Source organism: Spirosoma horti (assembly GCF_054776595.1).
In genome coordinates this window covers 212,124-226,649 of record NZ_BAAHBQ010000008.1, presented here as the reverse complement: position 1 = coordinate 226,649, position 14,526 = coordinate 212,124, and the positions used below count along the sequence as shown (strand labels likewise).

The window sequence follows — 14,526 nt, the reverse complement described above, 5'->3', positions numbered from 1 at the left end:
TACTACAACGTCATTCATCATTCTTTCACTTACTTCGGTCGATGGTATATTGAACTAACTGATGCAGTGATTGCCGGTAAGGCGAGTCGGGAAACGCATTCAGCAGCGTTTGTGCTTCGGCAACATACTGGTTCATAGCCTCCGTAGCGTATTCGATACCGCCCGAGTTTTTGACGAAAGCGATCACCTCATTTACTTTTTTGGGCTTTTCACTTTCATTCTTGATGATGTTGATGATCCGGCGCTTTTCCAGAAAACCACTTTTATTTAGTGCATAGATCAGGGGAAGCGTCATTTTCTTCTCCTTGATGTCGATACCCAGTGGCTTTCCTACCTCAGCGGTTCCATAGTCGAACAAATCGTCTTTGATCTGAAAAGCAATGCCTACTTTTTCACCGAAATTGTGCGCCTGATCAACGAGCTCTTTGTCGGCGCCGACAGAACGAGCGCCAACGGCACAGCAGGCCGCAATGAGCGAGGCCGTTTTCTGTCGGATGATTTCGTAGTAGATATCTTCGGTAATGTCTAACCGGCGGGCTTTATAGAGCTGCAACAATTCTCCTTCGCTTAATTCACGAACAGCCGTTGAGACAATCCGGAGCAGGTCGAAATCGTTGTTATCCACAGAAAGCAACAAACCACGCGAGAGCAGGTAGTCGCCAACCAGCACCGCCACTTTGTTTTTCCAAAGCGCATTGATTGAAAAGAAGCCACGCCGGTAATTGGATTCATCGACCACATCGTCGTGAACAAGCGTGGCGGTATGCAACAGCTCGATCAGGGAGGCACCCCGGTACGTAGCTTCTGAAATGGGGCCACAAACGCCCGCCATCAGGAAGACAAACATAGGACGCAATTGCTTGCCTTTCCGCTTCACGATATAATTCATGATTTGGTCCAGCAGCATAACATCGCTTTTCATTTGCCCCTTAAATTTCTGCTCAAACAATTCCATTTCAGCAGCAATCGGGGCTTGTATATCGGCGACGGTAAGAGGCATTAGTTCAGTTATGAGTGAGCGGCATTCAGGTAACAGCATTCAACCGAGGATAGTTACCAAGTAGCCAACGAAGCAGCACGAACATCCATTCACCGGAATAAACGGCGCTAGTGCCTGTTTTTACGGCAAGTATAGTAAGGAAAGCTCAGATGCCGAAAAAGCCGTTCAGAAAACCAGCTATCCTCTTAGTAACTGTGCTATTATTAATTCGTTTTGTTTATTACCTGAAAAGCATCAACTTTCCGCCCATGTATGCTGCTCACGTAACCCCTTCTACCGGTATATGATTGATAATCCAACGCCCCCCCTTCCTCACAAAGCAGCTATATCAACACCCGCAGTTGTCCCTCAACGAGCCCTGGTACTGGGCGGAGGATCCTTAAAAGGGGCCTTTCAGGTTGGAGCCGTTATGGCCCTGTTCGAATCCGGGTTTGTACCCGATCAACTCTACGGTATTTCGGTGGGAAGCCTCAATGCTACGTTTATTGCCAATGAAGCCGCCCGGCAACAGGCAGCAACAGGCCAGGTCGACTGGGTGAAAGTGGGTAAATTTTTGATTGAGTTCTGGATTCGCAACATTACCAAACCAGCCGATGTCGCCGTTATTCGATCCCGTTTTCGGATGGGCTATAACACCATCATGAGCCGTTTTGATGGCTTACTGGACAACTCGCCTATTCAGAACCTGATTCGAAATCACGTCGATCTGGAAGCGATCAAAACCGGTCCTGTGAAGATTAAGGTCGGTGCCGTCGATATCATACAGGGCGACATGTTCTATGCCGACGCCCATGACCCGAATTTTCTGGACTTCGTGTATGCCAGCAGTTCATTGCCTTTTCTGATGCCAGCCGTCCAAATCGGGGGCGATCATCGGCGCGCGTTTCTGGACGGTGGCCTCCGTGAAGTCGCTCCCCTCCGCGTTGCCATTGAGGACGGTGCCACCGATATTGCCTGTGTAGCCTGCCATGCCAAAAAGATTTATAACGAGAAATTCAACTACCGGAATCTGTTGAACCTGATGGATCGTGTGAAAGACATTACCGTCAATCAACTGGTCAATAACGACATTGCCTGGGCCGAACGGTTTGCCAATCGGGAACACCTCAATGGCCGGGACCTGAACCTGACAATCGTACGACCCACCGAGCCACTCTACCTCAACCTGATGAAATTCACTTCCGACGACATCGGCCGAATGATCGTTCAGGGCTACCAGGCCGGAACGGATATGCTAAAGCAGAAACGTTTAGCTAACGACACAACGAGTTTACCCTAATGTTAGCGTGACTGGTATGGACCGTTAATAGCCTTCACTGTGTACGATTCGGTCGTATCATCTAAAATGAGTACGTGGTACGATTTTCCACCAGGCTCGACCCGGATAACCACGTGACCCGATTGACTTTTCAACTTCGGTAACAAATCGCCGATGGGAGCTTTGGCTTCCTCAAGCAGATTCGTAGCGAATACATCGCGAGGACCCGTATAAACCTGTTCTGAGAAAAGACGCTCAAGCACATCGCGGCCTGGATGGGAAGACGCCCAGGCCGGAATAACAAAAACACGCGGGCGTAGGCTCGCTACCAGGGCACCATTCTGCGAATCGGCGTAGCCATGATGATCAACCAATTGGACATCTACCGGCCCGACTACCTTGGCTATCGGCGTTTCCACATCGTGCCAGGCTGGTGCGCCAAACTGAAGTACGCCCTGAATATCACCACCCGAAAAATAAGCAAAGGCCCCGTAACGAATCTGAAGGGCGATGCTACACATGTTTTCGTTTGGGTAATCAGCCGCTTTTAACGTGGTTAAATCAGGGAAAAGTGTTTGCGTTGCGTTTCCTTCTCCTGTCCAGATCTTTCCATTGACGGCTAAATTTCTAACCTCGACCGGATATTTTCTGGGTTGTTTGAGTAATGTAATCTGATCGTTTTTTCCAGCATTGGCGGCTTCCACAACCAGTCCGTTGTGCTGAACTTGCCAGGCCAGAAACCGACGGTAATTGGCGACCATCGAATCTGCATCGAGGGGGCGCGGATAGGTGTAATCGGGCCAGCCACGGTCCATAATCCTGCGAATAGGCACATATTCCCCCACCTCGGTGATACCCGTCAGCACATATCCGCCCTTACCTCTCTTTGTCACATTCAGTGGCGATCCCATATGATCGTCGTGAAAATGGGTAATGACCGCGTAATCGATACCTGGCCTATCCTGAAAGCGTAACGCATGACGCACATACCGGGCAATCCATTCACCCGCCTGACGGGAAGCATTGGGCTTGACCGGATTGTTGCGTGGCTTATTCGTTCGCCAGTCCAGTTTATTGATTGCTCCCGCATCAATTAGCAGGTTTGTTCCATCCGGGAATACGATAAGGGTCGCATTGCCCTGCCCCGTGTTAATGTGGTGAATATCCAGATAACCGGGTTGCCAGACAGGAAGCGGCTTACCCACTTGCTGTGCGACACCGGTTGTTGTCATTAACAGGGTTGCGAAAAGGAATATAAGTCGGGCGAATGGCATGCTGAACAGGTGATTAGAATAAGCCGGACACTTCCAGCGGGCGATCCGTCGTGATGATATCTCCACCCTGCTTCGCTAAATCCTGATAACCGGTTGTGGCTTCGGCCAGTGGCTTTTCATCCAGCTGACCGGGGCCGTAAGTCCCAACAGACGCTAAAATGCCTAGTTTATGCAGCCGTTCGTAAAAAGAAACCGGCTGAAGTTTCTGTGGCGTCAGGGCAATTAAACGTCCGGCAGCTAGTGGACTACTTTCGAGCCGTTCCAAACCAGCCATATCATTTACCCCAACCGCCAGCCAAAGCGACGGGTACCGATCCCGAACCTTCTGGGCTTCTGCCATTGAATAGCAAATGACAAAAACGGAATGCACTGCGTTGTGCTTTTCTACTTCGGCCATCACCAGCAATGGATCCGTACCGGGCTTTACGTCAAGAGCCAGCATATAGCGGTTCCTGTTCCATTTGAGCACGTCTGTAAACGTTGGTATTGATTGCTTAGTTAGTTTACCAGACAGAGTCTTGAGCCTAACAGTCTTTAACTCAGCCAGCGTTTTGTCGGCGACCGGGCCTGTTGCATCCGACTCCCGGTCCAGAGTAGGATCATGCAACAGCACATAGCCACCGTCGCGCGTCAGGCGAACGTCCATTTCGATAATGGCATCCGGGAGCGCCTGGGCAGTCTTATCGAATGTGGTAATTGAATTTTCGGTATCTGATGATCCGGGTCCACCCCGATGGGCTAAAATGAGCGGTCGTTTATGATCTCCTTTATAGTTGAAATAGGCATCGACCGTCTGGCTATCCCGAAACCGGTTTAATGTTTGCGCGTCTCCTGTGTAGGTCAGCAGGAAAGTCAGTAAGAAAAGACAGGTTGTTTTCATAAGGGGAAGGCTTCGTTCAATAAAAAATCCCCCGTCACAATTGCTGTGCGGGGGATTTCAAGGTAGTCAATCAATTGTATTAGAATGAGTAACGAACGCCAAGCTGTGCCTGCCAAACGTTATCAATCGTGATGCTCTTCACAAATGAATCTTTCAGCAGGATTGTCTGATTGTTCAGCGATTGCGTAGCCAGTCGGTACGTTGGCAAACCAGCAGCACTTACGCCTACCAGCGCCAATGGGTTAGCCGTTGTAGGAATCCATCCTACACCCCATTTGTTGTTGAGCAGGTTACCCGCATTCAGGATATCAGCCCGGAACTGGATACTATGCCGTGTTCCTTTAGCGCCCGTTTTGATATAAAACTCCTGAATAGCCGAGAAGTCAAAACGAGTCAACCAGGGAGCAAAGCCACCATTCCGTTCAGCGTACTGACCACGACGGGTTTTCAGGTAATCGTTGCCATTGATGTACGAATCGAAAGCAGCCTGCTGTTGCTCCGGCGAATAGGTTACAGCCGCAGCTCCAGAGCCTACCTGAAGGGCAGAGAATGTCAATTCAGATGCGGTCTTCGGAACATAAATCAGGTCATTGATCTGACCATCACCGTTCAGGTCACTACCATATGTGTACGATTGTTTGTAGCCACTGGTCGACGTAGCGCCGAGCGTGAAGGTCGTAGATCCGCCAAACTTACCACCATAATTGATGCGGTAGTTGACGTACCCGATAATGCGGTGACGCAAATCATTATCGCCATACGACAGCGTCAAGTAGTTCTGACCGTAAACGGTAGGTGTGTTACCAACAACCGTGCTACCAACCGACATCAAATCTCTCGACAGACCGTATGTGTAAGCAACCATGCCACCGAAACCATTGCTGGCTGGCTTCTCAAGTTTAGCCGTGAAGGTGTAGGAACTACCCTGGTTCGTATTCTTGAGAACGAAAGCGTTTGTGTTAGTTGAATTAATGTAACGGGCTGCGTTAACAGCAGCTCCGGTTAAACCCGATCCAGGAAAACGACCCCGAGTATCAGGTCCGGTCAATTGGCGATCTGGTCCTTTCAGGTTAGCATCAATATACCGAAGTGCCTGAATGGTCTTGTTATAGATCACTTCCACCGTTCCGATTAAGCCCCACGGTAACCGTTGGTCAACAGCCAGGTTGGTTTTCCAAACAGTAGGGTATTTCAGGTTCGGATCAGTCGCATTAACGGCGTATCCCGACAAGCTTTGAACGTCTGACGTAATTGGCGGCAATACACCGGCGGGCAGTTTACTTGGATCAGTAACAAACGGAATGTTCTGGTTCAGGATGTTAAATACACCGGTATTTACACCATTGTTACCCAACTGGTTAGATACCAGTACTTCTGGAATACGCGACACGAACAAACCGCTACCACCACGAATCTGCGTCATCTTATCCCCTTTCACGTCCCAGTTGAATCCAACACGGGGAGAAACGAGCAAGCGAGCTTTGGGAAAAGCGCCGGTATTAAGTTTGTAATCACCGCCATTCTCATCTTTGTAGGTGAGACTAGCAACTTTTTCGTTGGTAAAAGCGGTCGCGGTTGAGTTATCATAGGCAAAAATATCCGCCCGAACGCCAGCCGTCAGTTTGAAAGATGGGTTGATCTGAAACTCATCCTGCACATAAGCGCTGTAAGTCGTCCGGTGCAATGTTTGCAGGGGTTCGGCACCACCTTTTACCAGCGAATAGCGCAGGTTATAGCGAGCGACCGAAACAGGCGATGTCGTTGATGTCGGATTGGCTATAGAAGCAAGCGCTGCTGCTTTGAAATCGTCGATCGAGTTGTACACATACACGCCGTTGGAAGCCGGGAAGAATACGTTGTTCGACGTGTATTTCTCGTACGCTAAGCCAAATGTAAGGGTGTGCTTACCCGCAAAATAGCTGAAGTTGTCAGTAACGTTCAGTGTCGAATAATTCAGCTTGTTGTTGGGCGTAAACGGATCAAAACCAATGGAGGTATAGGTAGTACCATCTTTCAGAATATCGATCGTCGGGAATACACTGGTTAGATACGTCCGGTCTTCAATCTGTTTGTTGTAGGTAGCAACCAGTTTATTGGCAAATTTACCCCCAAACGTAGAGTTTAATTCGGCGGCTATGGACCGGGTATTATCGGCAATTTGATAGCCTGTATTTTGTGGAGACAACGCCAGGTTACCCGCGTATCCGGTAGAGGCATAGCCGGTACGGTTGCCATTACCAGCTGTGTTGCTGCTGCTGCTGTTGCTGATCGCCTGATCCGACTTAGAATCGTGGTGAGAATAACGTACCGACAGTTTATTATTATCATTGATGTTATAGTCAAGCCGAATCAGCCCCTTCGTGCTTTTCACCTGATTGTTGAAGTTGTCGATAGCACCCAGATCACGATTGAAGTTCGTTTTCATAAAGGCACTAAGATCTTCTAAGTCAGCCGCTGTTACACGAGACTTGTTCCCCGCAGTGTTAGGTCCGCGATCAGCCACAAAATCCAGCGCCGGTACGCTGCTTTTGAATTGCTCTACGTTTACAAAGAAAAACAACTTGTTTTTAATGATCGGTCCGCCTAAGCGAAAACCCGTTGTTTTTTTATCGATAGTTACTGGAGCCAGATCTCTGCCATCAGCCTTTTTACCCGCTAAGCTGCTGTTCTGGAAAAGATAATAGGCAGAACCCGAGAAATCGTTCGTTCCTGAACGCGTTACGGCATTGATGCCCGCACCCGAGAAACCGGTTTGACGAACGTCATAAGGCGCTACGTTCAACTGAATTTCGTCCAGCGCATCCAACGATACGGCCGTTGTACCCGTCCGACCACCAGCTTGAGCCGATGAACCTAAGCCGAAACCGTTATTAAATACGGCTCCATCAATGGTAATGTTGTTGAAACGGGGATCCTGGCCACCAAACGACTGCCCGTTTCCGTAGGCATTGTATTTGGTAATATCGGCAAGCGTACGGCCAATTGTTGGAATCGTGTTGATCGTTGCCCGGCCATACGACGTAGCAGCCCCCGTACGATTTGAACTGATAATACCATTTTGATTACCCGAAACAACAATCTCCGATAACTGTGTGCTGTTATCTGCCATTTTAAAACTAACGTCAGCAGAGGTACCGAGGTTGGTGAAAACACCTTCAACGACCTGATCCTTAAATCCGACAAATGTAGCGGTCACTTTAAATGGTCCACCTACCCGCACACCTGGCAGCGTATAGCGCCCTGATGCGTTTGTCGTTGTACCATAACGGCTACCCGATGGTTCATGGATAGCGATAACTGTAGCACCAGGTAACGCGCCACCTTTATCGTCGGTCACCTGACCGTCAATCGCAGCAGTTGTTACCTGCGCCTTGGCTACGCTTCCACCAAGCACAGCCAGGAGAATACTGCCGATCAGCATAAAAGCTATTCGAAATTGCAGTAGTTTTTTAGACATAGAAGTGTTTTTTTAGTTGGTACGCGATGAGATGTTACCTTCTCAAATAGGTTATCAATTTAAAGACAAATATGCTTCTTTTTTTTGATCTCCGAGGTACATCTTCTTAAAAAAGTACCAACAATCGAAAGCTTATAGGCCAAAATCCACGAATAAGCCTATTTAAGAGTGGATACATTCAATATCCTATTGTTATCATATTGTTAAGTCCACACAACCACTTAGATAGCTTTAAACGCCTAAGAGAACCATTCAACTCCTGGTGATGTACTTACAGGACTGGTTTCTGGCCTTACTCCCGAATTTCTATCTTAGTTTTGTCCCGTTATGACGCCAATCGAAACGACTACCTTTAAACTAACTCAGTATAGCCACGGAGCGGGCTGCGGGTGTAAAATTTCGCCTAAAATCCTGGATCGAATTCTGCATGGGCAAACGAGTGGCCCGCAGGAAGCTACCCCTGACTCAGGAAATCCGTCCGCGCTGGCCCAGCTTCTGGTCGGCAACGACTCCCGCGACGATGCGGCCGTAATGGATATGGGCAATGGAGACGCGATCATCAGCACTACTGACTTTTTTATGCCCATTGTTGATGATGCTTTCGATTTCGGACGAATAGCGTCGGCCAATGCCATTAGCGATGTATATGCTATGGGGGGCGAGCCCATTATGGCCATCGCTATTTTGGGTTGGCCATTGGATAAACTGCCGCCCGAGGTAGCCGCGCAGGTCCTGGAAGGCTCCCGCGCTATCTGCCGGGAAGCGGGCATTCCGCTGGCCGGTGGACACAGCATCGACTCGCCCGAACCCATTTTCGGGCTGGCCGTTACGGGAAAGGTTCGGCTCGATCACCTGAAGCAGAATAACACTGCCACGGAAGGCTGCAAACTATATCTGACCAAGCCGGTTGGTGTCGGTATTCTGACAACCGCTCAAAAAAAAGGCATCCTGAAGCCTGAACACGCCGACATTGCTCCTACCCAAATGGCCAAACTCAACAGCTTTGGTGCTGTTCTGGGCAAGTTGCCCTACGTTAAATCCCTGACCGATGTAACGGGCTTTGGCCTGTTGGGCCACCTCACCGAAATGGCCGAAGGATCTGGTCTAAGTGCGGTTCTTACTTTTGACGATGTGCCGAAACTGCCCATGATTGAGGATTATCTGGCTCAGAAAAGTTTCCCCGGTGGCACCATTCGTAACTGGGATAGCTACGGCCATAAAATCAGTGCGCTAACCGAAACGCAGAAATACATTCTGGCCGATCCACAAACGTCGGGCGGGTTGCTCATTGCTGTCGAACCGAATAGCACAATAGAATTTGAGCGGGTAGCCCGCGAAAATGGCTTTGACCTACACGCGTTTGGCGAACTGGTGGAGCCCCGGGAAAAGGTTGTGTACGTAAACTAAAGAGTGAGAGGGTGAACGAGCGGGGCAACGAAGATAGCCACTCGTTCACCCTCTCACTCTTTCACTCTTTAGATTCATGAAATTATTCTTCCGCCAAACGGGCGAAACCGGGCCAGCCATTCTCATTCTGCATGGCCTTTTTGGGTCATCAGATAACTGGCTGACCAACAGCAAGACCCTGGCCGCTAAAGGGTACCGTGTCTTTCTCCTCGACCAGCGCAATCATGGTCAGTCACCACGGGCCGATGACCAGGACTACCTGAGTATGGCCGCCGACCTGCGTGAATTTTTGACCGACCATGGTATAGACAAGCCGATACTGGTTGGCCACTCGATGGGCGGCAAAACCGTTATGCAATACGCGATGTCCTACCGTAACGACGGACCGCCCCCCACGTTCGAGAAACTCGTCGTGGTGGATATTGCGCCCAAATTTTACCCGATTCACCATGCCGAAATCATACGTGGACTGAAAGCCGTCAATCTGCTGGGTATCAAGAGCCGCAATGAAGCCGATGCTGTTCTACAAGCCTATGAACCGATACTGGCCGTACGGCAATTTCTGCTCAAAAACCTGTACCGTAATGAACAGGGCGTTTTCGACTGGCGGATCAACATTCCAGTTATTGAACGGGAGTTGCACGGCATTGGGGAACAGTTGACCAACCCCGGCATTGTAACGGCACCCACGTTGTTTATTCGCGGGAGCGAGTCGCCTTACATAACGGATGAAGACCTTCCGGAAATCAAACGGTTCTTTCCCAATTCCCGAGTGCAAACCATTCAGGGCGCAGGCCACTGGGTGCAGGCTGAAAAGCCCGTCGAGTTTATTGACGCATTATTAACATTTATAAACAGCTAACTTCGTCACCGGGCCCACAACTCGGCCGGATAAAAAATGCCAACTTTATACCTCATACCCACCCTCCTTGCCGACGATACGGCCGATAAAGTATTGCCCCTCTATGTGCGGGAAGTGATTGAAAAAACGGACGCCTATTTTGTCGAGAACGCCCGGTCGGGCCGACGCTTTATCAGTGGTCTGAAAACAAGCCGCGTTATCGATGAAACAACCTTTTTCGACCTCGATAAAGATACCCCCCCAGCCGATACCCGCCGTCAGATTCAGGAGTTGATGGAGCGCAAACGAAACGCGGGCGTTATGTCCGAAGCGGGTTGTCCGGGCGTGGCAGACCCCGGCTCTGTGGTGGTCAGTATGGCTCATACGCTGGGCTGGCGGGTCGAACCGTTGGTTGGGCCATCGTCTATTTTACTGGCTCTGATGGCTTCGGGGATGAGTGGCCAGTCGTTTGTCTTTCATGGATATCTCCCCATCGAACGGCAGGATCGGGCGCGGGCGCTGCGTTTCCTCGAAAAAGAAGCCCAGCAACGACAACAGACTCAGATTTTCATGGAAACGCCCTATCGCAACGACGCCCTTTTTGCCGACACACTGGCCAACTGCCAGGGGAATACGCGCTTGTGTGTAGCTTGTAACATAACCGCACCTGATGCCTTCATTCGCACCATGACCATACGGGAATGGAAAACACAAGTACCGGATTTACGTAAAAAACCAACAGTGTTTCTACTTTTGTAAGTATACTGCAGCCAGGCGGGCATTTCCGCACAGGGTTTGCAGGTTCAGGATGGCACTATGAGCTGCATGCGGAAACGTTTGCCCGATCACTTTACGACATGATTCAAATCTTCGAATTTTCACCTTTTCACGAAAACACCTACGTTATTGCCGATGAGGCAACGGGCGAAGCGGTTATTATTGATCCGGGTTGTTATGAACAGGCAGAAAAAGAGGCATTAGGGCGATTTATAGAGACTAACAAACTCACGGTCAAGTACATTCTGCTAACCCATTCCCACCTCGATCATGTGTTTGGTGTTGCCTACGTGAAGCGAAAGTTCAACGTGAAGGCCTACTTGCACGAACTAGATATGGTTATTTTCAATGACGTACCTACCCGTTGTGCACTTTACGGTCTGCGAGGCTTTGAACCATCCACTGTCGATGCCTTCCTGAAAGAAGGGGATCAATTTCGGTTTGGTAACATTGTTTTAGATGTCATCTTTGTGCCAGGTCATGCACCGGGCCATGTTGCGTTTGTCAATCATGCAGAACGGTATGTCATTGGAGGGGATGTCCTGTTCAATGGAAGCATTGGGCGCACGGATTTCCCCTATAGCAACCATGCGGATCTCATTAACAGCATTCGAACCGAGTTCTTTACTTTACCCGACGATTATATCGTTTATCCTGGTCATATGGAGCCAACCACCATTGGCGCCGAAAAACGAACCAATCCGTATGTCAAATGATCGTAGACTGATGAGTAAAGATCAACAGTAAGTTGTTCTTTACTTAGTTCATATACGCATCGTAAGGCTACACGTCTCATTTATCATTCGCTCTTGGCTTCATTACTAAAACATCTTCCCAACGCTATGACCTGCGGCAACCTGCTGTGTGGTTGTATCGGTATGGTAATGGCCCTTCGCGGTCATCTGGATACAGCTTCCTGGTTGATTGGCCTGGCCGCCATTCTTGATTTTGGCGACGGCTTCGTTGCCCGCATGGTCAAGGTATCCGGGCCGTTTGGCAAAGAACTGGATTCACTGGCCGATGTGGTTACGTTTGGCGCCTTACCCGCCACCATCGTTTTTCAACTGTGCTGGTTTCAAGGATTAGGTGCAATCTCATACGGAGCCTTTTTAATCGCCGTTTTATCGGCTTTACGGCTGGCTAATTTCAACATCGACACCCGCCAGTCCGAATCGTTCATCGGGTTACCTGTTCCGGCCAATGCTATGCTTCTGGGGGCATTTCCGCTCATGGAGCGCTACCAGCCACAACTTGATGGCATTTGGAAAAACGACATAGCCCTGGGTATGATGATTGCCTTTTCGTTCATGCTCGTCTCTGAAATTCCCCTTTTTGCCCTCAAGTTCAAATCGTTTGGCTGGTCCGAAAACCGGATTAAATTTAGTTTTCTGATCGCATCCGCGCTGCTGTTGCTATTTTTGCACTTTGCAGCCATTCCATTAATTATTCTGCTTTACATTCTTGTTTCACTTTTTTCAAAATGATTGGATGATTGAATAAGTTGTGCGTCAGCTATTTAATCGCTCTATCATCCAATCACTCTATCACTCTTTACAATGAAATACATCGCTGAAATTAACATAATGACCCGCTCGGAAATTTTAGATCCTCAGGGGAAAGCCGTTAAGCTGGGCCTTCACAACCTGCATATGGACACGATCGACAACGTCCGTATTGGCAAGCACATCCGTCTTAATGTCGATGCGGCTACTGAAGAAGAGGCCCGCGCAACCGTTGATGCGGCCTGTCGCCAATTGCTCGCTAACCTGATCATGGAAGAATATTCGTTCGAGCTACACACGGCTTAAACGCCGTTCCTATTCCGTTCTAACTGGCACGTCTACTGTTGCGGCAAACGACACCACAAAAAGTGCTATTTTTACGGACTATATGTCAATCATCGAATGAATACAGTTTATTCCAGTATAAAAGGGTTAGGTTTTTACGTTCCTGATAACATTGTTACGAACGATGATTTAACTCAATATATGGATACCTCCGATGCCTGGATTCAGGAGCGGACGGGTATCAAACAACGGCGCTATTTTACGTACGGAAAAGACACCAACGCCAGCATGGCAACGGCCGCATCGCGTATGGCGCTTGACCGGGCCGGGCTGGACACTTCAGCGGTCGACCTGATTGTTTACGCCACCATTACGCCCGACTATTACTTTCCGGGGTCGGCCTTTCTAATGCAGCGCGAATTAGGATTAGAGGGTATTGGCGTCATTGACATTCGCAATCAGTGCTCTGGCTTTGTTTACGCACTTTCTATTGCCGACCAGTTCATCAAAACAGGGATGTACAAAACCATCCTGGTCGTTGGTTCCGAGATCCAATCATCCTTACTCAACAAAAGTAATGAAGGTCGGGGCGTTGCGGTTATTTTTGGCGATGGAGCCGGGGCTGCCGTTCTGCAAGCTACCACGGATCCAGAACACCGGGTTTTATCGACGCACCTCCACGCCGATGGCCGCTATGCGGAAGACCTGTATATCCGGGACCCAGGCAGTAGTCGAGATGGCCAGTGGATCACCGAAGCAACGCTGGCAGAAGGTCATTACAACGTAACGATGAATGGCAACGCGGTTTTCAAACACGCGGTTGTCCGGTTCATGGAAGTAATCAACGAGAGTTTGACGGCTAATGGCTATCAGCCCGATGACCTTGCTTTGTTGGTACCGCATCAGGCCAATATTCGTATTTCGGGCTATGTACAACAACAAATGAATCTGCCCGACGAAAAAGTATTCAATAACATTCAAAAATACGGCAATACCACAGCAGCCTCCATTCCCATTGCCCTGACTGAAGCGTTTGAACAAGGACGCATCAAGCCCGGCGATCTGGTTTGCCTGGCCGCTTTCGGCAGCGGCTTTACCTGGGCATCTGCACTGATCAAGTGGTAAATTAGTCTATCTTGCAAGATAGCCCCATAGGAACTTAATAGTTGTAGCAAGGTTGGTTTTGGGGTCAGTATTGGTCGCGTAGCGATCAGACAAAAGCACAGTTAGATCGCTACGCGACCCAAACTCATTCCGGAACTTACTTTTCTACAATCATTTAATCGCTAACGCGACCGTCTTGGTATCTTGCAACGTAGATTACATCCAGTTAATACGTTCCAACAGAAAGCATAACCAGCGTACAGGCTTCAATGGGCTCAATCCCTTCAGCCTTTAACTGGCGTTCGAATTCAGGATTTTCAGAGCCAGGATTAAAAATCACCCGTTTAGGTTTCAGACTTTTAATGTACTCATACAGGGGTGGCTGATTTTGCGGACCCACATACATGGTTACGGTTTCAATATCCTCAAAATGAGGCTGATCGATATGAATCGGGTGCCCTTCAATGCTTCCCTCCTGTCGACCGATCAATTCAATATCATGTCCATGGCGGAGTAAACTATACGCTGCCAGATTGGCATAACGGCCCGCTTTTTCTGTTGCTCCAACCACTACGGTTCTCTTTGCGTTTGTATTCATCATCATGATGGGCATTTACCCATTTGTCTATGGTCTATTCTTAACTAAAACAGCGCTTTAGCAGTTTCGGATCCAGTCAATATAAATACGCTACCGATCCGGATATTTATACAGATTATGCGTCCAGAATCTTTATTTCACGG

13 protein-coding genes are annotated in these 14,526 nt (G+C 49.0%); 8 read left to right on the top strand and 5 right to left on the bottom strand.

All coding sequences use genetic code 11. The features are described from left to right. Nucleotides 1-25: 25 nt before the first annotated feature. Nucleotides 26-1,000 carry a polyprenyl synthetase family protein gene (locus ACYVAM_RS24645; protein WP_461072047.1) on the bottom strand — a complete coding sequence of 325 codons (975 nt, stop codon included), beginning with the start codon at nt 998-1,000 and terminating at the stop codon, nt 26-28. Between the two features lie 283 nt (nt 1,001-1,283). Between ACYVAM_RS24645 and ACYVAM_RS24640 the strand changes: the two genes are divergently transcribed. Continuing rightward, complete coding sequence (locus tag ACYVAM_RS24640) at nt 1,284-2,279, top strand: patatin-like phospholipase family protein (RefSeq protein ID WP_461072045.1); 996 nt, start codon at nt 1,284-1,286, stop codon at nt 2,277-2,279. A gap of 2 nt (nt 2,280-2,281) precedes the next feature. Here the strand turns inward: ACYVAM_RS24640 and ACYVAM_RS24635 are convergent, their stop codons facing one another. From ACYVAM_RS24635 to ACYVAM_RS24625, 3 genes are all read right to left on the bottom strand, one after another. After that, a complete protein-coding gene (locus ACYVAM_RS24635; protein WP_461072043.1) occupies nt 2,282-3,490 on the bottom strand; it encodes a ComEC/Rec2 family competence protein in 1,209 nt (402 codons plus the stop codon). A gap of 55 nt (nt 3,491-3,545) precedes the next feature. Beyond that, nucleotides 3,546-4,412 (bottom strand): glycerophosphodiester phosphodiesterase family protein, encoded by an 867-nt coding sequence (locus tag ACYVAM_RS24630; protein ID WP_461072041.1) that lies wholly within the window; start codon nt 4,410-4,412, stop codon nt 3,546-3,548. Between the two features lie 79 nt (nt 4,413-4,491). Then, nucleotides 4,492-7,869: a TonB-dependent receptor gene (locus ACYVAM_RS24625; protein WP_461072039.1), complete on the bottom strand. Its 3,378-nt coding sequence runs from the start codon at nt 7,867-7,869 to the stop codon at nt 4,492-4,494. Between the two features lie 327 nt (nt 7,870-8,196). Between ACYVAM_RS24625 and selD the strand changes: the two genes are divergently transcribed. From selD to ACYVAM_RS24590, 7 genes are all read left to right on the top strand, one after another. After that, on the top strand, nt 8,197-9,276 hold the full coding sequence (gene selD / locus ACYVAM_RS24620; protein WP_461072037.1) for a selenide, water dikinase SelD: 1,080 nt from the start codon (nt 8,197-8,199) through the stop codon (nt 9,274-9,276). Between the two features lie 76 nt (nt 9,277-9,352). Continuing rightward, on the top strand, nt 9,353-10,138 hold the full coding sequence (locus ACYVAM_RS24615) for an alpha/beta fold hydrolase (RefSeq protein WP_461072035.1): 786 nt from the start codon (nt 9,353-9,355) through the stop codon (nt 10,136-10,138). 36 nt (nt 10,139-10,174) lie between these two features. Continuing rightward, nucleotides 10,175-10,876 carry an SAM-dependent methyltransferase gene (locus ACYVAM_RS24610; protein WP_046575325.1) on the top strand — a complete coding sequence of 234 codons (702 nt, stop codon included), beginning with the start codon at nt 10,175-10,177 and terminating at the stop codon, nt 10,874-10,876. Nucleotides 10,877-10,974: 98 nt separating this feature from the next. Continuing rightward, nucleotides 10,975-11,610 carry an MBL fold metallo-hydrolase gene (locus ACYVAM_RS24605; protein WP_461072033.1) on the top strand — a complete coding sequence of 212 codons (636 nt, stop codon included), beginning with the start codon at nt 10,975-10,977 and terminating at the stop codon, nt 11,608-11,610. Nucleotides 11,611-11,703: 93 nt separating this feature from the next. Continuing rightward, entirely contained in the window at nt 11,704-12,378 is a 675-nt protein-coding gene (pssA, locus tag ACYVAM_RS24600) for a CDP-diacylglycerol--serine O-phosphatidyltransferase (protein ID WP_461072031.1), read from the top strand. A 72-nt stretch (nt 12,379-12,450) separates the two neighbouring features. Further along, nucleotides 12,451-12,702, top strand: coding sequence for a phosphoribosylformylglycinamidine synthase subunit PurS (gene purS, locus ACYVAM_RS24595; RefSeq protein ID WP_461072029.1), 252 nt, complete (start codon nt 12,451-12,453; stop codon nt 12,700-12,702). Between the two features lie 96 nt (nt 12,703-12,798). After that, complete coding sequence (locus ACYVAM_RS24590) at nt 12,799-13,806, top strand: 3-oxoacyl-ACP synthase III family protein (RefSeq protein ID WP_461072027.1); 1,008 nt, start codon at nt 12,799-12,801, stop codon at nt 13,804-13,806. A gap of 205 nt (nt 13,807-14,011) precedes the next feature. Here the strand turns inward: ACYVAM_RS24590 and ACYVAM_RS24585 are convergent, their stop codons facing one another. After that, nucleotides 14,012-14,389, bottom strand: coding sequence for a CoA-binding protein (locus ACYVAM_RS24585; protein WP_461072025.1), 378 nt, complete (start codon nt 14,387-14,389; stop codon nt 14,012-14,014). Between the last annotated feature and the right edge of the window lie 137 nt (nt 14,390-14,526).

Bases quoted from the DNA above. Each gene is read 5' to 3' on its own strand.
- ACYVAM_RS24645 (WP_461072047.1), bottom strand. From the start codon at position 1,000: ATGCCTCTTACCGTCGCCGATATACAAGCCCCGATTGCTGCTGAAATG.
- ACYVAM_RS24640 (WP_461072045.1), top strand. From the start codon at position 1,284: ATGATTGATAATCCAACGCCCCCCCTTCCTCACAAAGCAGCTATATCA.
- ACYVAM_RS24635 (WP_461072043.1), bottom strand. From the start codon at position 3,490: ATGACAACAACCGGTGTCGCACAGCAAGTGGGTAAGCCGCTTCCTGTC.
- ACYVAM_RS24630 (WP_461072041.1), bottom strand. From the start codon at position 4,412: ATGAAAACAACCTGTCTTTTCTTACTGACTTTCCTGCTGACCTACACA.
- ACYVAM_RS24625 (WP_461072039.1), bottom strand. From the start codon at position 7,869: ATGTCTAAAAAACTACTGCAATTTCGAATAGCTTTTATGCTGATCGGC.
- selD (WP_461072037.1), top strand. From the start codon at position 8,197: ATGACGCCAATCGAAACGACTACCTTTAAACTAACTCAGTATAGCCAC.
- ACYVAM_RS24615 (WP_461072035.1), top strand. From the start codon at position 9,353: ATGAAATTATTCTTCCGCCAAACGGGCGAAACCGGGCCAGCCATTCTC.
- ACYVAM_RS24610 (WP_046575325.1), top strand. From the start codon at position 10,175: ATGCCAACTTTATACCTCATACCCACCCTCCTTGCCGACGATACGGCC.
- ACYVAM_RS24605 (WP_461072033.1), top strand. From the start codon at position 10,975: ATGATTCAAATCTTCGAATTTTCACCTTTTCACGAAAACACCTACGTT.
- purS (WP_461072029.1), top strand. From the start codon at position 12,451: ATGAAATACATCGCTGAAATTAACATAATGACCCGCTCGGAAATTTTA.
- ACYVAM_RS24590 (WP_461072027.1), top strand. From the start codon at position 12,799: ATGAATACAGTTTATTCCAGTATAAAAGGGTTAGGTTTTTACGTTCCT.
- ACYVAM_RS24585 (WP_461072025.1), bottom strand. From the start codon at position 14,389: ATGATGATGAATACAAACGCAAAGAGAACCGTAGTGGTTGGAGCAACA.